Raw genomic sequence first — 19324 nt, 5'->3', positions numbered from 1 at the left:
TTATCTTCTTGCAGATTAAGAACAGAAAGAAATAAGGAACGCTTGTGTGGGCGGAGTGAAAACTTCGCCCACCGTTCTTTTACGGAGGTGCATTATGAATAAGCAAAAGACGGTTGACAGCAAGGTGCTTGCAATACTCAGAGAATGCCCTGAAACAAGGTATGACGATATGCAGCTTATCCTTTGCTATTACAACCGATACAGCTATATGAGAGTCGGCGATTTGCCGCTTGAAGATATAGTCAACAACTATAAAGGGTACGGCTTACCGTGCTTTGAAACTATCCGCAGAGCAAGACAGAGGGTGCAATCCCTGTTCCCCGAACTGTCAAGGCAGTGTAGCGGTTGCAACTGCGGAAACATCAGAATTGTGATTGAAGTAAGCTGAGGTGTGGATATGAACGAGGAAAAAAGAAAAATCGGTGAATACACCGTTCTCTGCTCGGTCAATGTGGGCGAAAAGGAAATTATCTTGGCTTCCAATGAGCAAAGTACAAACGGCGATAAATTTATGTGCGGTTTTGTGGAGCGTAATGACCTGTTTGAACTATGCTCCGAATGTATGGCAAGCGATGACTATATCGAAATCGCACACCTTTTCGGTAGCCGTGTGGCAAATGAAGCGGAGCTTTTCAAGGAACAGGTCGAAAAACTGGATATTCCAATCACGCTTATAACGGAAGCCGACTGTATCCCCGACCACTATTCCAAAGACATAAACGGCAAAATCATTGCCATTGACCCCAAGGTATTAAAACCCGAATTTCAGCGAGCCGACAGACAGCTCTATTATGTTACGGGCGGCTTCGGTGCGTCGGCGAACAGCCGTGGGAGTGCCGTATTTTGTACCAATCTTCACACCGGCAAATCAACCCGATATGAAAGAATGGATGTTATGGGCGAAGTAAAGCCTGAGCGTCTGCCTGAATGGGCAAAGGAAAAGGCACAGGAGCTTTTACACAAGAAGCGAAACAAAGACAAAGAACGATAAGGAGGACAAAGCAATGAAGGAAAAATTCACTTTTCAGCAGAAAACAAAGCTTCTGACAAAGCTGTTTGACGCAGACTGCAATACGGAAAAGAAATTGCAGCAGCTTGATATGGAGAGCATTTTGAAAATTCCCGGTATTACTATTCCGGATATGAGCCTGATTATCGAGCTTCAGAAGCAGACCAAAGCCAATAAGCTGTTCTCTTATTTGGGAGGTGGCACTGATGAGCAGGCAGGAACAGAATGACCGTCATATCATTTGGAGTGACCTTAACCTTGACCTTGATGATTGGCGAGAGTCGTTAGAGGAACTGTACCCTGACTACCCCGAAGATGAACTGTACGACATTATGGTAAAATCCAATGCCGAAAACCTATATGATGAACGAGTAAATCTCAATATTCAGCTCTCACAGCCGATTATCGTTATCGGCGACCTCGGCAGATGGAACGGCAGAGTGTCGGGATACAAGATGATTGATTCCGGCAACATAAAAGACTGCCTATATTCCGATACCGATTACACCGAATGGTATGTGGATAAGTACGGCGACCTTCGTGCCGACGCCGTTCATCACGACGGCACAAACCATTATCTATACCGTGTATTCAAAGACGGTGTTACTGATAAGCAGATTGAAAATCTGCAAGATAAAATCTATAACGGAAAAGCCACAAGAGCCGACATCACACGAGTTACCAAAAGGCTCGGCGATGATATTGCCGGAGTTTATGGCTTTTCTATTCCAAAGCAAAGACAACCTAACGAACAATCGAGGTGATGAAAATGGATTACAGAGTATTGACCGAAGCAGAGCGTAAATACACCTTCAGCCAAAGTCAGCAGCTATCTATGCAGACCGGTCTTATCGGATATTTGAGAGCCGACTTCGGTTCTGCCGGGAACGAGTTTTGGACGACTTGGAACGATTTCAGAAAAGACTTGAAAACAGATGAATTTAAGGCTGAATTTGACGATGTGATAAACGGATTGCGTGACGGCGATGTATTGTCCGGCAGAAAGGCTATGTCCTCTTACTGTTATTCCACTCCCGACAGCTCCTTTAATGATGACCGCAACCACTACGGTATTCGTCTTGATACGGAAAAGTACAGCTATCTTATGAGGTTTAACCCCAACAGGGGCGAATATAATCTGTACTGCTATTGCTATCAGAAAGAGTGGCTGAACAGCCACTTGAAAAATGCCGAGCGTGGTATCCGATTTATTGACCCGCACTATCAGGAGCAGTTTCGCATTGCGGACGGCGAGAAAATTTCAATCAAGCTCAGCGACGGTAAAACAATGGAGAGGACTTGCAGATATATCGACGACTACCATTTGGAGGTCGGCACTAATCTCTACCACATCTGCGAATTTGCCGAGCTTTGCGAGAGAAACGGTCATACCGTAGAACCAGCCGCAAAAGAAAATACAAAACCTGCAAAGGACAAAGAAAAATCACGATAAGGAGGTGCAGACGAGGTGGCAAGAAAATTTGACCTGATTTCGGAGCTGTATGAAAGAACCTGTTTTGCAGTTACGGATAATCCGGTAAACTGGCAATCGTTTCTGAAAACAGCAGGCAGAAATTTCAGGCTCCGATTTGATGAACAGCTTCTCATATATGCCCAAAGACCCGACGCGACAGCCGTGCTTGAAATCGAACGATGGAACGGCACTTTCGGTCGTTGGGTAAACCGAGGGGCAAAAGGTATTGCCGTATTTGAGGACGCAGACAGAAGCCGTCAAAGGCTGATTCACTACTTTGATATATCGGACACCCACGAAAGCCGATATTCCCGACCTGTGCCGATTTGGGAGATGAGACCCGAATTTGAAGCAGAGGTTATTGAAACGCTTGAAAATACTTTCGGGGCGGTAAACGATACAACGAGTATTGAAAATGTCGTTAAAGAGAGCATTGCCAATGCCGTCGAGGATAATATCGCAGACTATATCACCGACTTTATGAGCTTGGGTGCAGGAAGCGATATGGAGTATTTGTCTGCTGACGAAGCAAATGCCTTGTATTTGGAGCTTGTCAGAAACAGTGTATCATATATGGTTATGGCACGATTGGGACTGGACGCAGACAAGGTGTATTCTCCCGATGACTTTGCCGGTATTTCAAACTTCAATTCACAGGAAGTTCTCAATGCGGTGGGTATTGCTACAAGCGACATTGCTGAAATGGCGTTGCTTCCAGTCAGCAGAACAATCAGCACGCTCAGCAAGGAAAATCGCATAATTGATGAACAGGGGCAATCCGAATACAATAAAGACATCAAAGACGAAAGGAGTCAAAGCGATGAGCGAAATCACATACACGATGGTGGGAGATTACAATCTTCCGAACCTGAAACTGCCGGAGCAGACAGAAGTGACTCTCGGCAGATGGTCGCAGATGAGGAGAATTTATCTGAAGGAACATCACAAAATCCTGTACTACAATCTTCTGACGAAAGGGATTCTGAACAGTCACTTGGCGGAGGTTCAGCAGAGAGCCAGCGAACTGGAGGAAACTCTCGTGAAGCAGATGGCACAGAAAGCCGGGCTGACGGAGCAGATGAAAGCGGAAGATATGATGAAGTGGGTTCGCCTGATGAACAACATCAGGAACTCGGCACAGGAAATCGTGAAGAATCAGGTAATATTCGCTTAGAGTATTACGACAGAAACCACGAGGACAAGAGCCTGCCGTTTTTCGGTGGCGATGATACTATCCGAGAGATACTCGGTACTACCCCGCATTTGTCCGCTTCAAAGGAAGAAATCAAAGACTTCTATGAGAGAAATACGGATAATGCGACCCGTACCGAATATATCAAGGGTATTTTTAACAACGATTACACACAGCTACCTTTAAGCAACGGCAGGCTTGTCGGCTACAAAACATTTCAGAATGTCCTCCACTTGTGGGAGGGCGAATACGAAAACAGAACCGCTCAGAGCTTCTACGACTGGGGCGTTATCGCACAGCATTTTGAAGCAATGAGACTTTTGGGAGAATTGACCGATACAATGAAGCCGCTTCCGTCTATGGACGGTCAGTTGACTCTCATTATGGGAAATCAGGCAGAGGAACAAAAAACCTCTGCCTTTACTTTTTCTCAGGAAATCATAGACGCTGTACTGACCCGTGGAAGCGGAGTTTCCGAGGGCAAAATGCGTATCTATGAACAGTTTGAAAAGAGCCTTTCCACAAAAGAGAACGCCGACTTCTTGAAAAACGAATACGGTTGGGGCGGCTCTTATCCGGTCATCATCGGTGCAGGCATTGACGAACAGCACGACGGAAAAGGTATCACAATTTCAAAAGGTATCGGAAGCGACAAGCCGCACATTACACTTTCTTGGTCTCAGGTGGAAAAGCGTATCGGAGACCTTATCCGAATGGACAGATACTTAAATCCAAAGGAAAAAGAAAAGTACCCGGAATGGCTTGAAAAGCAGGAAGAACGGCGAGCCGAGCTTGCAGAGCAGAGAAAAAACCGAGAGATACTCTCTACCGCACCGCCTGAGCCTGAAAACAAAGTGGACGAAACGGAAGCACAGTATGAATATCATCTCGGCGACAGCGTGTATATCGGGGCTTCTCAGTATGAGATTTTATCCTTTGACGAAAACCGTGTAATGCTCTATGACTTTGATATGCCCCTTTTCAACAAGGAGCTTCCAAGGGAAGAATTTGACCGAAAAGTGCGTGAAAATCCAATGAACGACCACTTGAAGGTCAGTGTATTACCGGCGGAAGAAAAAGCCGTTACAGGCGAAAATGAAGTTCAAAACGATACCAAAACCGTACAGAATTTCAGTCCGAAAACCGGTTATGACGACGCCTTCTTTATCGACCGGGACAATGAAAGTGTAATTTGGATGTACTATAACCCCGACAGCAATGCCGGAGGTCAGTATGTTACAAATACGCTTTCTTTTGACGATATACAGCAAGCTGTACGGAAATATGACTCGGCTGAGGATTTCTTTGATTACCTCGGCAGTATTGCAAATCAGGAGCTTGCCGATGTAGGCACGGAATGGTTTGAGGACGCAGACCGAGAATTTCACAGGACACCGGATTTGACCGACTGTACCTCCGCCACAATGGAAGCACTCATTGAAAACGCTGAAAGAACTGATATGGTGGCAACGAACATCGGAAATGTACCGATTGAGGATTACAGAGAAATCGTTGCTACTCAAAACGGTTTTGACAGTTATGAGGAAATGTATAACGAGGGTGTTCGTATCGGCAACGGTTACGACAAAGAGCCTGAACCGATTGTACCCGCTTGGGAGCAAAAGAAAAAGTCAAAGGTAAAGAGCTTTGACCTCCACCCGGATATTCCGATGTCGGAGCGACACAACTTTGACCTTGCCAATAATCAGGTTGAAGAAGTGAACAAAAAAGAGCGTTTTCACAGAAACTATGCAGCGATTAAGGTCTTGAAGGATTGTCAAAACGAAAACCGTTTTGCAACACCTGACGAGCAGAAAATCTTGTCGAGATATGTCGGTTGGGGCGGTATTCCCGAAGCCTTTGACGAACGAGCCGGAGCTTGGCATACAGAGTATGCAATGCTGAAAAATATCCTGACGCCGGAGGAATATGCGTCGGCAAGAGAAAGCACCTTGACCGCCTTTTACACTCCGCCCGAAGTATCTACTGCCATTTACAAGGTGTTGGAACAGATGGGATTTCAGGAGGGCAACCTGCTTGAGCCGTCCTGCGGTATCGGTAACTTCATCGGTATGCTGCCTAAGTCAATGGAAAACGCAAAGGTTTACGGCGTGGAGCTTGATACCGTTTCAGCCGGTATCGCTCAGCAGCTTTATCAGAAATCTTCTATTGCGGCACAGGGCTTTGAGGAAGTAAATGTCCCCGACAGCTTCTTTGACGGCGTTATCGGCAATGTGCCTTTCGGAGATTTCAAAGTCTCCGATAAACGATACGACAAGTACAATTTCTTAATCCACGATTATTTCTTTGCAAAATCGCTTGATAAGTTACGCCCCGGCGGTGTGATGGCTCTTGTGACAAGCAAAGGAACTATGGATAAGGAAAACTCCAATGTGCGTAAATATATCGCACAGAGGGCGGAGCTTCTTGGAGCAATCAGACTTCCGAACGACACCTTTAAAGGCAATGCCGGAACAGAGGTTGTATCCGATATTCTGTTCTTGCAAAAGCGAGACAGGCTAATAGATATTGAGCCTGACTGGGTTCATCTTGACACCGACGAAAACGGTATAAGGATGAACTCATATTTTGTTCAGCACCCGGAAATGATACTCGGCGAAATGAAAATGGTAAGCGGTCGTTTCGGACCGGAAGCAACCTGTGAGCCGTTTGAAAACGCCGACCTTTCGGAGCTTTTGAACGAAGCTGTTTCAAACATTCACGGAGAAATCTCCGAATACGAAGTAGCCGATGAGCTGGAGGAAGAAGATAATTCTATCCCGGCAGACCCTACGGTAAGGAACTTCTCTTACACGGTTTTGGACGACAAAATCTATTTCCGTGAGAACTCCCGTATGTCCCCGGTGGAGGTATCGGCAACCGCCGAGAACCGCATTAAGGGTATGATTGGGATAAGAGATTGCGTCCGCAATCTGATTGAACTGCAAACCGAGGATTACCCGGACAGCGAAATCAAACAGGCACAGGAAAAGCTGAACACTCTGTATGACAGCTTTACAAAGAAGTACGGACTTATTAACAGCCGTGCCAATACTTCTGCCTTTTCCGACGACAGTTCCTATGCTCTGCTCTCTGCTCTTGAGGTCATCAACGAAGATGGCGAACTGGAACGCAAGGCAGATATGTTCTTCAAAAGGACGATAAAACCGCACAAGCCGGTAACGGAGGTTGATACCGCAGACGAAGCTCTCGCTGTCTCTATGGGTGAAAAAGCAGCCATTGATATGGAATATATGATGGAGCTTTCCGGCAAAAGCGAGGAGGAATTATTCGCTGACCTAAAGGGTGTAATCTTTTTAAATCCTCTTTATGAGTACGGTAATTCTTATGAGCCGAAGTATCTGATGGCGGACGAATATCTGTCGGGCAATGTCCGTGAGAAGCTGGCGACAGCCAAAAGGTCTGCGGCATTGTATCCCGAAGATTACACCGTCAATGTGCAGGCACTTGAAAAGGTGCAGCCAAAGGATTTGACGGCAAGCGAGATTTCCGTAAGGCTCGGTGCGACTTGGATACCGCCCGAAATATTCCAACAGTTTATGTTTGAGTTTCTCGACACGCCACGCTATGCACAGTGGAATATCAAGGTTCACTACTCCCAGTTTACCGGCGAATGGAACATTGAGGGAAAGAGCTATGACCGTTCCAATGTAAAAGCGTACAGCACATACGGTACTTCCCGCATCAACGCATATAAGATAATTGAGGAAACACTGAACCTGAAAGATGTCCGTATCTTTGACTATATCGAAGATGAAGAAGGCAAAAAGAAAGCCGTCCTCAATAAAAAAGAAACGGCAATCGCACAGGCAAAGCAGGAACTCATAAAGCAGGGCTTTCAGGACTGGATATGGGCTGAGCCTACCCGCCGAGAAAAACTCACGAAGATGTATAACGAAAAGTTCAACAGCATAAGACCCCGTGAGTACGACGGAAGCCACATTGTTTTCAACGGTATGAATCCGGAAATCGAACTCCGTGAACATCAGAAAAATGCGGTTGCACACATTCTGTACGGCGGCAATACGCTGTTGGCACACGCAGTCGGTGCGGGCAAGACCTTTGAAATGGTAGCCGCCGCTATGGAGTCCAAACGACTCGGACTTTGCAATAAGTCGCTGTTCGTAGTCCCGAACCACTTAACCGAACAATGGGCGGCTGAATTCTTACAGCTATATCCGGCAGCGAATATTCTTGTGGCGACAAAGCGAGATTTTGAGACCAAGAACCGCAAAAAGTTCTGCGGTCGAATTGCTACGGGAGATTATGACGCCGTAATCATCGGTCATTCTCAGTTTGAAAAAATACCGATGTCCATTGAAAGACAGAGGGCAATTCTTGAGCAACAGCTTGAAGAACTGACAGACGGTATTATGGATTTGAAGCGAAACCGTGGAGAAAACTTCTCCATTAAACAGCTTGAAAAGTCTAAAAAATCCGTGAAGCAAAAGCTGGAAAAGCTCAACGACCAAAGCCGAAAGGACGATGTTGTTACCTTTGAAGAACTTGGTGTGGACAGGCTTTTTATTGACGAGAGTCATTATTACAAGAACCTCTATCTTTACACCAAAATGCGTAATGTGGGCGGCATTGCTCAGACGGAAGCACAGAAATCCTCCGACCTGTTTATGAAGTGCCGATACCTTGACGAGCTTACAGGCGGTCGAGGAACGGTATTTGCAACCGGTACTCCTATCTCAAACAGTATGGTGGAACTCTATACCATTCAGCGATACTTGCAGTACAACACGCTTGTCAAAAACAACTTGCAGCACTTCGACTCGTGGGCAAGTACCTTTGGAGAGACTGTAACTGCGGTTGAGCTTACCCCGGAGGGAACGGGTTACAGAGCGAAAACCCGCTTTGCAAAATTCTACAATCTTCCGGAGCTTATGGCTATGTTTAAGGAGGTTGCCGACATTAAGACGGCAGATATGCTGGAGCTGCCTGTGCCGGAAGCACACTTCCACAATGTTGCGGTCAAGCCTTCGGAAATGCAGAAAGAGATGGTTGCTTCCCTTGCGGAGCGAGCCGAGAAAGTTCGTGGCGGCGGTGTGGATTCGAGTGTAGATAATATGCTCAAAATCACAAACGACGGCAGAAAGTTGGCTCTCGACCAGCGTATGCTCAATGATATGCTGCCTGATTTTGAGGGCAGTAAAATCAACGCCTGCGTCGATAACATCTACCGCATTTGGGAGGAAACAGCCGACAAAAAATCGGCACAGCTTGTGTTCTGCGACCTCTCAACGCCAAAGAATGACGGCACATTTTCGGTGTATAACGACATCAGAAAGAAGCTCATAGAGCGTGGTGTCCCCGAAAGCGAAGTCCGCTTTATCCACGAAGCAGATACCGATGTGAAGAAAAAAGAACTGTTCCAAAAGACCCGTAAAGGCGAGGTCAGAGTGCTTCTCGGTTCTACGCAAAAGATGGGAGCCGGCACGAATGTTCAGGACAGACTTATCGCACTTCACGATGTGGATTGCCCGTGGAGACCGTCAGACCTGGAGCAGCGTTCCGGTCGAATTATCCGTCAGGGCAACTCAAATCCTGATGTAGATATTTATCGCTATGTAACGGAGCAGACCTTTGACGCATATCTCTATCAGCTTGTAGAGGGAAAGCAAAAATTCGCCAGTCAGATTATGACGAGCAAATCCCCGGTGCGTTCTGCCGAGGATATTGATGAAACCGCCCTGTCCTATGCAGAGATTAAAATGCTTGCAACCGGCAATCCGTATATTAAGGAGAAGATGGATTTGGATATTCAAGTCCAAAAGCTGAAGCTCCTAAAATCCAACTTTCTCTCTGAAAGATATGCTTTGGAAGATAAGATAATCAAATATTATCCGCAGCGAATTACAGCTTTGGAAAACCGTATTGAAGGATTGAAGCAAGATGTAGAAACTGCGAAACAGCACCCGAAACCAACGGACGACCGATTTGTCGGTATGGAGGTTAAGGGTGTTTTTTATTCCGAAAAAGCCGACGCCGGTAAAGCAATCATTGAAGCCTGTAAGCAGATGAACAGCCCCGACCCTATTCCTCTCGGCAAGTACCGAGGGTTTGAAACGGAGCTGCTTTTTAATACCGCAGAGCGAAATTATGAGGTTCGACTGAAAGGTGCGACAAGCAGAAATGTTCCTCTCGGCGATGACGCACACGGCAATATTATCCGTCTTGATAACGGAATTGAGAGATTTGCAGAGAGCTTATCGCTTGCGGAAAATGACCTTGAGAACACCAAAAATCAGTTGGAAACCGCAAAGAAAGAAGTTCAAAAACCATTTATTGGGGAGGAAGAATTGAAAACAAAGCTTGCCCGACTGGACGAGCTGAATATTCTGCTCAATATGGATAAGCGAGATAACGAAATTGTCGGCGGCGAACCCGATGAGGGCGAAGTGCCGAACACACGAAAGGAGAAAACCTATGAACGATAAAATGACACCCGATAAGGAAAGAGAAAACTGCCCTTGCAGAAAAGCAATCATTAACCCTTTTGATGCAATGATGATGGTTGTGGTCAGGAGACTTGATAAAGCATATCTCGAATTAAAAAGAAGCAAACCGCCCGCAAAGGAAGCAGAATTTGCCCTTAGAAATGCAAAGCTTTCTTTCTACGGAGAGTTGGTTCGACAGAGCATTGAAACGGTGTTTTCGCCGGAAGAAATCATTGCTTTGTATGAAAACGACGACCTTGCGGGAGGTGCTTGGACTGTTTGGAATGACATCGGCTGCCCTGTTGATAAGATACTCATTATCATTGCAAAGCTCAGTATCAACGAACCGATACAGAAAGCGGTTGCCGATTTGCTGATGTAAAAAGGCGGTGATACCTATGCCGTATATTGCACCGGAAGTCATAACCGAAGCCAAACGAATGGATTTATTAACCTATCTCAGAGAGTATGAACCGGGCGAGCTTGTCAAGTTTTCAAGCAACACCTACACCACAAGAACCCACGACAGTTTGAAGATTTCCAACGGCAAATGGATGTGGTGGTCGAGAGGTATCGGGGGCAAATCTGCCCTCGATTACCTTATCAAAGTCCGTGGAATGGATTTTGTGGAGGCGGTTCAGACCATTATGGGAAACGGTTCAGTCAGCTTTCCGACTTGTGAAAACATCAAAAGCTATGAGGAACAGCCCTTGCTTCTGCCTGAAAAAAGTCCTACTGCCGATGTGGTATTTGATTACCTTTTCGGGCGTGGGATTGATTATGAAATCATCAACCACTGTTTGGAACAGGAGCTAATCATCGAGTCGCTTCCATATCACAATGCTGTTTTTATCGGCTATGACGAGAACAAAGAACCTAAATACGCCGCTTACAGAGCAACAAATCAATCAAGGATTATGGGCGACTGCACCGGCAGTAAAAAGCAATATTCTTTCCGCCTGACTGCCGAAAACACCGGAGAGGTTCATCTTTTTGAGTGTGCCATTGACCTGCTTTCCTATGCAACTTTGATGAAGCTGGAGGGCAAAGACTGGCGACAGTTTAACCTTGTTTCTCTTGCGGGAGTGTATTCCCCAAAGCAGAAAATCGAGGACTCAAAAGTGCCTGTTACACTCGGCAGGCTGCTTGAAAAAGACAAAACAATCAAGCGAATTGTTCTTCATTTGGATAATGATATTGCTGGAAGAAAAGCAACCAAAGCGTTGCAGACGATTCTTTCAGATAATTATGAAGTCGTTGACGACCCTCCCCAATACGGGAAAGATGTCAACGACTTTCTTTGTAAACGCTTGGGAATAAAAGATAAAACCGAAAGGAGTTTTGCACGATGAAACTAAAAGAAATCAGAGAAATGTACCCGGAGGGTACGCAGATTGTACTCACTGAAATGGCTGGCGAAAGTCAAATGCCCTACGGTCTGAAAGGAACGGTTAAGTTCGTTGACGACGCCGGACAGATTCATATGAGTTGGGAAAACGGAAGCTCTCTCGCTTTGAATATTCACGAAGATACCTTTGAAAAGGTCGAAGCACCGGAGAAGATTTCCGTCATTCTCGTTGAGCCGGGCAGGTATCCGAAGCTCATTGAAATCGAGGATACGCTGGAAGCAATGCAGTCTCTTGTGGAGGGAGATATTGAAGAATATATGCCCTTTGAGGACGAGGTTGCCATCATCTGCAACGATGAAGGAAAGATGAACGGCTTGCCGCTGAACAGGGCTGTTTATTCCGAGCCTGAGAATGTTGAGATGAGTTATCCGCAGTTGAAAGCTCATTTCCGGCAGGCAGAAAAAGAAAGAAACCACACGACCGGATATATTGTTTTTACGGCTGACAGCTTTGACAAGCCTTACACAGAAGAACAAAGAACCTATGTTGTCAGCAGTAACAATAAGGCTTTCATTGAGGGTATGGGCGGATATTCTATCTATGCTTCTTCCCTTGACGGTTCGGATAAATGTGTGCGACTGGAAGCATATATGGCTGATGAACACGGCGGCAAGGACGGTTGGAAGATTGAAAAATGTTATGTAAAAGACGACAGCAACCGTGAAATGCTCGACATTATTGCCGGCAAGTTCTTCATTGCATACGCACCGATTGAGTCGGAAAAGTTTCTCAGTATGCCGAAAGAACTGGCTCGTAAGTACGAGGAAAAGTTCAAATATCCGGAGAGGTTTTACAAGTCTTTGGACGGTATTGAAGCAAAGCCGTATAAGCCGGTCTCCAAGGATATGGAGAGATAAGAGTCAATCTATGGGGCAACCCTGAGTGTCTGCATAATCTTAGCGAGCAGACCATTTATGGACAGGAATGTCCAAAACGGTACACTCGTTAGGGGTTGCCCCTAATACCCCCAAGTAAGAAAGGAGCATAAGCAATGCGGGAGATAGTATTGGTTGCCGCCGGGTTAATTATCGGCGGCTTTTTCGGAGTAACAACAATGTGCCTGTTTCAGATAAATCGGGACAGGCACTATATTTACAGAAAGGACAGCGATAAAAATGAGCAAGAGAAACATTGAAAAGCACATTCTGATGAACAAGGCAGAAGCTCAGGATTTGCAGAAAAAAGCAAAACGGGCGTGTCTTTCCGAAGGCGGTCTTATCCGTTTGCTTCTCAAAGGATACGAGCCGAGAGAAAAGCCCGACGAAAGATTTTACGATGTTATGCGTGAGCTTTCTGCTATCGGCAACAACATCAATCAGCTTGCGGCGAAAGCAAACACCCTCGGATTTGTGGATGCACCGCAGCTTAAAAAGGAAGCCGAGCGTTGGCATAAGTTTCAGGCTGATGTGGAGCGTACTTTTTTAAGACCCGATAAGAGCGATATGAAATGGCAGTAAGTAAATTGTGGTCTGTCACATCAAGGCTCGGTCAGGTAATCGACTATGCCGCCAATCCCGAAAAGACGGCGGCAGATATTTACACCGAGGAACAGTATCAGGCTCTCCGTGATGTTCTCAGCTATGCAAAGGACGAAGAAAAAACCGAGTGTGAATTTTTCGTTGAGGGTATCAACTGCAACCCTGCGACCGCAAGAGACCAGTTTGTTTCTGTGAAAAAAGCATACGGCAAAGACGACGGCATACAAGCCTATCACGGATACCTGAGCTTTAAGGAACAGGACATATCCCCGGAGCTTGCACAGAAAATCGGAATGGAATTTGCAAACGAGGTGTGGGGCAAAAGATTTCAGGTGGTGGTTACTACTCATCTGAACACGAAGCACCTGCACTGCCACTATGTAATCAACTCCGTTTCCTTTGTGGACGGCAAGCGGTTATGGGGCGATGAAAAAGCGTGGTTCAAGTTCCGCTTGGTTGCCGACCGACTGTGCGAGAAGTACGGACTGTATTACAATCCAAACCCGAACCGCAGTAAGCAATCTTCTTATTACTACAAGCAGGAGCAAGCCGGTATGCCGAGCCGATACTCCATTACCCGTGACGCCATTGATGAAGCGATTGCACACAGCACCAACTTAAAGACCTTTGATTATATCCTCACGCAGATGGGCTATGAGCATTGTCTCAGCGACAGTCGAAAGTATTGGACGATTGTTCCGAAAGGATACAAGAAGCCGATACGACTTAAATCACTCGGAGAGAATTATACCGAGGACGCAATCAAGCGTAGGCTGACGGAAAATCAAAAGGTTCTCATCGTTCCTTTTGCAAAGGAAACGGTAAGAGTCAGACAATACCGATTGCCCACAAGAGAACACAAAATCAAAAAGGTCGGCGGATTGTATGGGCTGTATCTGCATTACTGCTATAAGCTGGGCTATCTGCCGAAGTACAAAAAACAGAATACCGCAAGGCTTCACTATCTTTTGAAAGAAGATTTGCTGAAGCTCGATAAAATCACTCAGGAGACAAGGCTGCTTGGACGGGAGAACATTTCTACCGACGAGCAGCTTTTCTCATATAAAGAGTCCGTGTTGTCGCAAATCAAATCCTTGACTGACGATAGAACGCACCTGCGAAAACAGTTAAGAAGAAATTTGAGTGACAATGAGCTATCAAATGTCAAGGAGCAGATTACGGCAATCACGAACAAGCTGTGGACTCTCCGCAAAGAGGTAGGTCTTTGTGATGATATAGCCGAAAGGTCAAAGGTCATTGAAGCCAACCTTGAAACGGTAAGAGTTTACGAAGAAAAACAAGAACGAAAGGAGCAGAACCGTAATGACAAACGGAGGTGATGCGGCAGAACAGGTCGTCAGGCTATCGCTTGAGGGCTTTGAAGTAGCCGCAAAATTGAGCGGAGCGGCAGCTAAAAATATTGCCGTTCTTTTAGTCTCTGTTCTCAAACAGGAACAGAAAACAAAAGGCAAGGCTCGACTTACCAATATGATTAAGTCGGGCAAGGAGCTGAAGGTGTTTTCTATCCCCAACAAGGACTTGAAAAAGTTTACCGAGCAGGCAAAACGCTACGGCGTTCTCTACTGCGTACTCAGGGATAAAAACACAAAGGGCGATAATGTACCGATTGATATTATTGCCCGTGCAGAGGACGCTTCCAAAATTCAGAGAATCGTTGAGAGATTTGAACTCGGTAAAGTTGATAAGGCTGCGATTGTCACCGAGTCTCAGAAGGCTGTCGAAAAGCGTGAAGCTTTGGAGAAAGACAAGCCGACGAAAACCAAAAACGAAATCATCACTGAGGAAGCCGTCAGAAAACCTATTCAGAAAGAGGGGTATTCCCAGTCAAACCCCACAGTCGCCAAAACGGACAAAAACCCTCCGTCAAGGCACGACTCCGAGCCGGTAGATATGCAAACTGATAAGGGTACTGTAAGCGACAGACAGAGAAAGCCGTCGGTGAAAGCAAAGCTTGACCGATACAAGGCACAGTCCAAGCAGCAGAAAGAAGCAGAACGCAAAGAACCGGAGGTATCAAAGCCGGAGGTAAAGAACGCCCCGGCACAGACCGTACACCAGCAGCCGAAACCCAAAAACAAAAATGTGAAAGAGAGGTAATCACAATGACAAACAATTTTACCCCTGCTAAGGCAGGACAGCAGAGCAAACGACTTTCCAAAGAGGAATACGCCGAGAAGATGAAGGCTGAAAAAGAAGCCGTATATCAGATGGCGGACGACACCGCAAAGGCGATTGTTTCCGACCCGGAAAAGTTCAAAGCGTTTCTTGATACGCAGAGCCGACTTGACAGATACTCTGCGGTCAACGCACTTCTGATTTTCAAGCAGCTTCCCGAAGCAAGCCAGCTCAAAAACTTTGACGACTGGAGCAAGGACAATGTGAAAATTCAGAAAGGTGCGAAAAGCATTTCCATTCTTGAGCCTGTCGAGTATGCCAAGAGAGACGGTACGACCGGCATTTCCTACAATGTGAAAAAGGTCTTTGATGTTTCGCAGACCAACGGCAAGAGACCGCCTGCACCGACTGTTAACCGTGACCCGAAAGCACTCATTACCGTTATGCTGGATTCTTCCCCTGTTGAAGTGGAAGCAACAAATGAACTTCCGTATCCCAATATGGCGGCGTTTTACAACAACGAGGAACAGACCTTGTATGTAAAGCGTGATGTGGGAGACAGCGTAGCGGTCGCTCAGTGCGTAGCACAGGAGCTTGGCCACGCACAGCTCTCCATCAACAGCGACAGTTACAGCAGAGCGGATATGGGCTTTCAGGCGGTTTGTATCGGCTATATGCTTTGCAAGAAGTACGGCGTCGATACACAGAATTTTGCAATCAACCGTATCCCTGAGAAGCTCGCAGGCAAAGAGCCGAAGGATATTCGCTATGAGCTTTCCAAAACGAGAAATGCGATGGCGGATATTCACTCCCGTGTTTCCGATGAGCTTTACAAGAAAAAGCAGGAACGAAGCAAAGACTACGAAAGATAAGGTGAGATTATGGCGAAGGAAGAAATGTATCATATCGCATTGGACGATTATGAACACGGCATTATTATCCGTTCTCTCAATGACGAGAAAACAGATTTGATGAACGAGGGTAAATCTACCGATGCGGTGGACGACCTTATCATCAAGGTCGGAACTGCCCCAAAGAAAAAGTTCAGAGTTATCGAAAAGGAACGCTCCTGTGAATCGAGATAACGAAAGGCAGTCTGCGATTATTCTTTCCGTCATCGGTATTATCCCGGTCGTATGGCTGGCACTTCTGATTGCACCCTCTGTAAAAGGAGGATTGCCGGAAATACTGCCGAGCCTATTAACAGCGTTCAACGAACCATTTCATATTGAGCTATGCGAGGACAGCCTAAAAACTGTCCTCGTTTTGCTTCTCTGCTATGGAATGGGTATCGGGATTTACTTCTCAACACAGAAGAATTACCGAAGGCGTGAAGAACACGGCTCTGCGAAATGGGGCAATGCAAGAGCCGTAAACAAAAAATACAGACAGTCTCCGGCTTCTGCAAATAAGCTGATGACACAAAATGTCTGTATCGGACTCAATGCAAAGAAGCACCGAAGAAACTTAAACACCCTTGTGTGCGGCGGTTCGGGAGCCGGTAAGACAAGATTTTACTGCAAGCCGAATCTTATGCAGTGCAACACATCGTTTGTCATTCTTGACCCAAAGGGCGAAATTCTCCGAGATACCGGAAAGCTGCTTGAAAGCAAAGGCTATGAAGTCCGTGTTCTCGATTTGATTTCAATGGAGAAAAGCCATTGCTATAACCCTTTTGTCTATTTGCAGAATGACAACGATGTGCAAAAGCTCGTGACGAATCTTTTTAAGAGTACCACTCCGAAAGGAAGTCAATCACAAGACCCCTTTTGGGATACCTCGGCTTCAATGCTTCTGCTTGCACTTGTATTTTATCTTCATTACGAAGCACCCGAAGATGAACAGAACTTCGCAATGATAATGGAAATGCTCAGAGCCGGTGCGATTGAGGACGAGGAGGACACAAGACCTTCTCCCCTTGATGAATTGTTTGCGGAATTGGAGATGTCAAATCCCGACCACATTGCTTTGAAGTATTACCGTTCCTATCATTCAGGTGCGGCGAAAACCTTAAAGTCCATACAGATAACCCTTGCGGCAAGACTGGAAAAGTTTAACCTTGAAAGTCTTGCTTCTTTAACTACCACAGACGAGCTTGACCTCCCGTCACTCGGAGAAAAAAAGGTCGCTCTGTTTGCTTTGATACCGGATAACGATTCCAGCTTTAACTTCTTGGTATCTATCCTTTACACACAGCTTTTTCAGCAGTTGTTTTATGCTGCCGACCATATTCACGGAGGCTCGCTTCCCGTTCCCGTGCATTTCCTGATGGACGAATTTGCGAATGTGAGCCTGCCCGATGACTTTGACAAGATACTGTCGGTTATGCGTTCCCGTGGAGTATCGGTAAGTATCATCTTGCAGAACTTGGCTCAGTTAAAAGCCTTGTTTGAAAAGCAATGGGAAAGTATTGTGGGCAACTGCGACGAGTTTCTGTATCTCGGCGGCAACGAGCAAAGCACCCACAAATATGTGTCCGAGCTTCTCGGTAAGGAAACCATTGATACCAACACTTTCGGAAAGAGTACCGGTCGAAGCGGTAACTACTCCACAAATTATCAGATTAGCGGTCGAGAGCTTTTAACCCCTGATGAGGTTCGTATGCTTGATAACCAATACGCAATTCTGTTTATTCGTGGAGAACGCCCCGTTATGGACTTCAAGTATGACATCTTGAAGCACCCGAATGTGGCACTTACAACCGATGGAAAGGCTTCTGCCTATAAGCACGGCGAAGTTACCGTCAAGCACTCATCAATTTCCGTTCTTTCTATTGACCCGGAAGAACTTCCGGAGGAAAGCTACGGAGAAACCAATTACGAGCTTCTGTCCGACGAGGATTTTGAAGTAAATAAAAACTTATTTTAACGGAGGAAAACACAATGAACATTTTTAAGAAGAATAACGAAAAGAAAACTACTCAGAAGTTGCCTATGACCGGAAAGGTTCGGAAAGGCTTCCGTGCTTACTGCGCCGTAATCGCAGCAGCAACTCTTGTTTGCGGTATGAGCGTTACCGCTTTTGCCGCCAGCGACCCGATTACCGTGGTCAACAATCTGTCCGATTTCATCTTCGGTCTTATCCGTGCCATCGGTCTTATCCTGCTTGGCTTCGGTATCGTTCAGGTCGGTCTCTCTTTGAAGTCTCACGACCCGTCTCAGAGAGCCAACGGTTTCCTGACCCTTGCAGGCGGTATCATCATCACCTTTGCAAAGGAAATCCTGACCCTTATTACCGGTTAAGAGAACACAGTTATCAAACGGGGCATACCTGGCATTTCAGGTATGCCCCTAATCTTAAAGGAGGTGCAAACAGATGAGTGATAACTGGGTAGTTCAGAACCTCGAAAATGCCCTTGAAACTTGGAACAGCAAGCTATCGGAAATATGGCAGTTGCTAACCACTTCGCCGCAGGAGTTCAAAGGTGGCAGTATTTGGTCGGTAATGGTGAATATCAACGGAGCAGTTCAGGCTATCGGTCTTGCTTTGCTTGTTTTGTTTTTTGTTGTCGGTGTGGTTCGTACCTGCGGAAGTTTTACCGATGTAAAGAAACCGGAACACGCATTAAAGCTGTTTATCCGCTTTGCCATTGCCAAAGGTGTGATTACCTACGGGCTGGAGCTTATGCTTGCCCTGTTCAACATCGTACAAGGTACGATTTCAACCATTATGACATCTGCGGGATTCGGTACGCCCAATCAAACAACCTTACCTGCTGAAATGGTAACAACCATTGAAAGCTGCGGATTTTTTGAGAGTATCCCATTGTGGGCGGTTACTCTTATCGGCGGACTGTTTATCACGGTCTTGTCGTTCATTATGATAATGACGGTGTACGGACGATTTTTCAAGCTGTATATGTACACAGCTCTCGCTCCGATACCGCTTTCCACTTTTGCCGGAGAACCGTCGCAGAATGTGGGTAAGAGCTTTATAAAGAGCTACTGTGCCGTTTTGCTTGAGGGAGCAGTAATTGTACTTGCTTGTATTATCTTCTCCCTATTTGCTTCTACGCCGCCGGTAGTGAACCCTGACGCAGCAGCCGTTACTCAGGTATGGGCATATATCGGCGAACTGGTATTCAATATGCTTGTGCTTGTCGGTGCGGTTAAGATGAGCGACCGAATTATCCGTGAGATGATGGGCTTATAACGGGAGG

17 protein-coding genes are annotated in these 19324 nt (G+C 46.1%); all 17 read left to right on the top strand.

What is annotated here, in order from left to right:
* The first annotated feature begins 94 nt into the window (after positions 1–94).
* The 17 genes from FYJ34_RS06425 (at position 95) to FYJ34_RS06340 (ending at position 19317) form a co-directional block, all read left to right on the top strand.
* Positions 95–388 carry an exodeoxyribonuclease VII small subunit gene (locus tag FYJ34_RS06425; protein ID WP_154477117.1) on the top strand — a complete coding sequence of 98 codons (294 nt, stop codon included), beginning with the start codon at positions 95–97 and terminating at the stop codon, positions 386–388.
* Between the two features lie 9 nt (positions 389–397).
* The gene (locus FYJ34_RS06420) at positions 398–991 is read left to right on the top strand and encodes a hypothetical protein (RefSeq protein ID WP_154477116.1); all 594 of its coding nucleotides are present in this window, start codon (positions 398–400) and stop codon (positions 989–991) included.
* A gap of 13 nt (positions 992–1004) precedes the next feature.
* On the top strand, positions 1005–1238 hold the full coding sequence (locus FYJ34_RS06415; RefSeq protein ID WP_003525236.1) for a hypothetical protein: 234 nt from the start codon (positions 1005–1007) through the stop codon (positions 1236–1238).
* Entirely contained in the window at positions 1216–1773 is a 558-nt protein-coding gene (locus FYJ34_RS06410; RefSeq protein WP_003525234.1) for a hypothetical protein, read from the top strand. The genes FYJ34_RS06415 and FYJ34_RS06410 overlap by 23 nt, the downstream gene beginning before the upstream one ends.
* Positions 1774–1778: 5 nt before the next feature.
* A complete protein-coding gene (locus FYJ34_RS06405) occupies positions 1779–2462 on the top strand; it encodes a hypothetical protein (protein WP_154477115.1) in 684 nt (227 codons plus the stop codon).
* Positions 2463–2477: 15 nt separating this feature from the next.
* Positions 2478–10142 carry an N-6 DNA methylase gene (locus tag FYJ34_RS14160; protein WP_330582541.1) on the top strand — a complete coding sequence of 2555 codons (7665 nt, stop codon included), beginning with the start codon at positions 2478–2480 and terminating at the stop codon, positions 10140–10142.
* Positions 10132–10524: a hypothetical protein gene (locus tag FYJ34_RS06395; RefSeq protein ID WP_014635901.1), complete on the top strand. Its 393-nt coding sequence runs from the start codon at positions 10132–10134 to the stop codon at positions 10522–10524. Before FYJ34_RS14160 ends, FYJ34_RS06395 begins: the two co-directional genes overlap by 11 nt.
* A 16-nt stretch (positions 10525–10540) precedes the next feature.
* The gene (locus FYJ34_RS06390) at positions 10541–11494 is read left to right on the top strand and encodes a DUF3991 and TOPRIM domain-containing protein (protein ID WP_154477114.1); all 954 of its coding nucleotides are present in this window, start codon (positions 10541–10543) and stop codon (positions 11492–11494) included.
* A complete protein-coding gene (locus FYJ34_RS06385) occupies positions 11491–12408 on the top strand; it encodes a DUF3846 domain-containing protein (protein ID WP_044761239.1) in 918 nt (305 codons plus the stop codon). The genes FYJ34_RS06390 and FYJ34_RS06385 overlap by 4 nt, the downstream gene beginning before the upstream one ends.
* 258 nt (positions 12409–12666) lie before the next feature.
* The gene (locus FYJ34_RS06375; RefSeq protein WP_015573066.1) at positions 12667–13008 is read left to right on the top strand and encodes a plasmid mobilization protein; all 342 of its coding nucleotides are present in this window, start codon (positions 12667–12669) and stop codon (positions 13006–13008) included.
* On the top strand, positions 12999–14369 hold the full coding sequence (locus tag FYJ34_RS06370; protein ID WP_154477113.1) for a relaxase/mobilization nuclease domain-containing protein: 1371 nt from the start codon (positions 12999–13001) through the stop codon (positions 14367–14369). Before FYJ34_RS06375 ends, FYJ34_RS06370 begins: the two co-directional genes overlap by 10 nt.
* Positions 14353–15147, top strand: coding sequence for a PcfB family protein (locus FYJ34_RS06365; RefSeq protein ID WP_066733286.1), 795 nt, complete (start codon positions 14353–14355; stop codon positions 15145–15147). The genes FYJ34_RS06370 and FYJ34_RS06365 overlap by 17 nt, the downstream gene beginning before the upstream one ends.
* Before the next feature lie 5 nt (positions 15148–15152).
* Positions 15153–16037 carry a hypothetical protein gene (locus FYJ34_RS06360; RefSeq protein WP_003525218.1) on the top strand — a complete coding sequence of 295 codons (885 nt, stop codon included), beginning with the start codon at positions 15153–15155 and terminating at the stop codon, positions 16035–16037.
* A gap of 9 nt (positions 16038–16046) precedes the next feature.
* Entirely contained in the window at positions 16047–16250 is a 204-nt protein-coding gene (locus FYJ34_RS06355; protein ID WP_003525217.1) for a hypothetical protein, read from the top strand.
* A complete protein-coding gene (locus FYJ34_RS06350; protein ID WP_330582540.1) occupies positions 16237–18033 on the top strand; it encodes a VirD4-like conjugal transfer protein, CD1115 family in 1797 nt (598 codons plus the stop codon). Before FYJ34_RS06355 ends, FYJ34_RS06350 begins: the two co-directional genes overlap by 14 nt.
* Positions 18034–18047: 14 nt before the next feature.
* Positions 18048–18407, top strand: coding sequence for a glutamyl-tRNA amidotransferase (locus FYJ34_RS06345; protein WP_080908667.1), 360 nt, complete (start codon positions 18048–18050; stop codon positions 18405–18407).
* A gap of 73 nt (positions 18408–18480) precedes the next feature.
* Entirely contained in the window at positions 18481–19317 is an 837-nt protein-coding gene (locus tag FYJ34_RS06340) for a VirB6/TrbL-like conjugal transfer protein, CD1112 family (RefSeq protein ID WP_080908666.1), read from the top strand.
* The last annotated feature ends 7 nt before the right edge of the window (positions 19318–19324 follow it).

The sequence above is a fragment of the Suipraeoptans intestinalis genome, from assembly GCF_009696485.1.
In the GTDB taxonomy this organism is placed as follows: Bacteria; Bacillota; Clostridia; order Lachnospirales; family Lachnospiraceae; genus Suipraeoptans; species Suipraeoptans intestinalis.
The sequence above is the reverse complement of the archived record's forward strand: the minus strand, read 5'-3'. Positions and strand labels throughout refer to the sequence as shown.

Bases quoted from the DNA above. Each gene is read 5' to 3' on its own strand.
- FYJ34_RS06360 (WP_003525218.1), top strand. From the start codon at position 15,153: ATGACAAACAATTTTACCCCTGCTAAGGCAGGACAGCAGAGCAAACGA.
- FYJ34_RS06410 (WP_003525234.1), top strand. From the start codon at position 1,216: ATGAGCAGGCAGGAACAGAATGACCGTCATATCATTTGGAGTGACCTT.
- FYJ34_RS06345 (WP_080908667.1), top strand. From the start codon at position 18,048: ATGAACATTTTTAAGAAGAATAACGAAAAGAAAACTACTCAGAAGTTG.
- FYJ34_RS06370 (WP_154477113.1), top strand. From the start codon at position 12,999: ATGGCAGTAAGTAAATTGTGGTCTGTCACATCAAGGCTCGGTCAGGTA.
- FYJ34_RS06365 (WP_066733286.1), top strand. From the start codon at position 14,353: ATGACAAACGGAGGTGATGCGGCAGAACAGGTCGTCAGGCTATCGCTT.
- FYJ34_RS06355 (WP_003525217.1), top strand. From the start codon at position 16,047: ATGGCGAAGGAAGAAATGTATCATATCGCATTGGACGATTATGAACAC.
- FYJ34_RS06375 (WP_015573066.1), top strand. From the start codon at position 12,667: ATGAGCAAGAGAAACATTGAAAAGCACATTCTGATGAACAAGGCAGAA.
- FYJ34_RS06390 (WP_154477114.1), top strand. From the start codon at position 10,541: ATGCCGTATATTGCACCGGAAGTCATAACCGAAGCCAAACGAATGGAT.
- FYJ34_RS06405 (WP_154477115.1), top strand. From the start codon at position 1,779: ATGGATTACAGAGTATTGACCGAAGCAGAGCGTAAATACACCTTCAGC.
- FYJ34_RS06420 (WP_154477116.1), top strand. From the start codon at position 398: ATGAACGAGGAAAAAAGAAAAATCGGTGAATACACCGTTCTCTGCTCG.
- FYJ34_RS06415 (WP_003525236.1), top strand. From the start codon at position 1,005: ATGAAGGAAAAATTCACTTTTCAGCAGAAAACAAAGCTTCTGACAAAG.
- FYJ34_RS06395 (WP_014635901.1), top strand. From the start codon at position 10,132: ATGAACGATAAAATGACACCCGATAAGGAAAGAGAAAACTGCCCTTGC.
- FYJ34_RS06340 (WP_080908666.1), top strand. From the start codon at position 18,481: ATGAGTGATAACTGGGTAGTTCAGAACCTCGAAAATGCCCTTGAAACT.
- FYJ34_RS06425 (WP_154477117.1), top strand. From the start codon at position 95: ATGAATAAGCAAAAGACGGTTGACAGCAAGGTGCTTGCAATACTCAGA.
- FYJ34_RS06385 (WP_044761239.1), top strand. From the start codon at position 11,491: ATGAAACTAAAAGAAATCAGAGAAATGTACCCGGAGGGTACGCAGATT.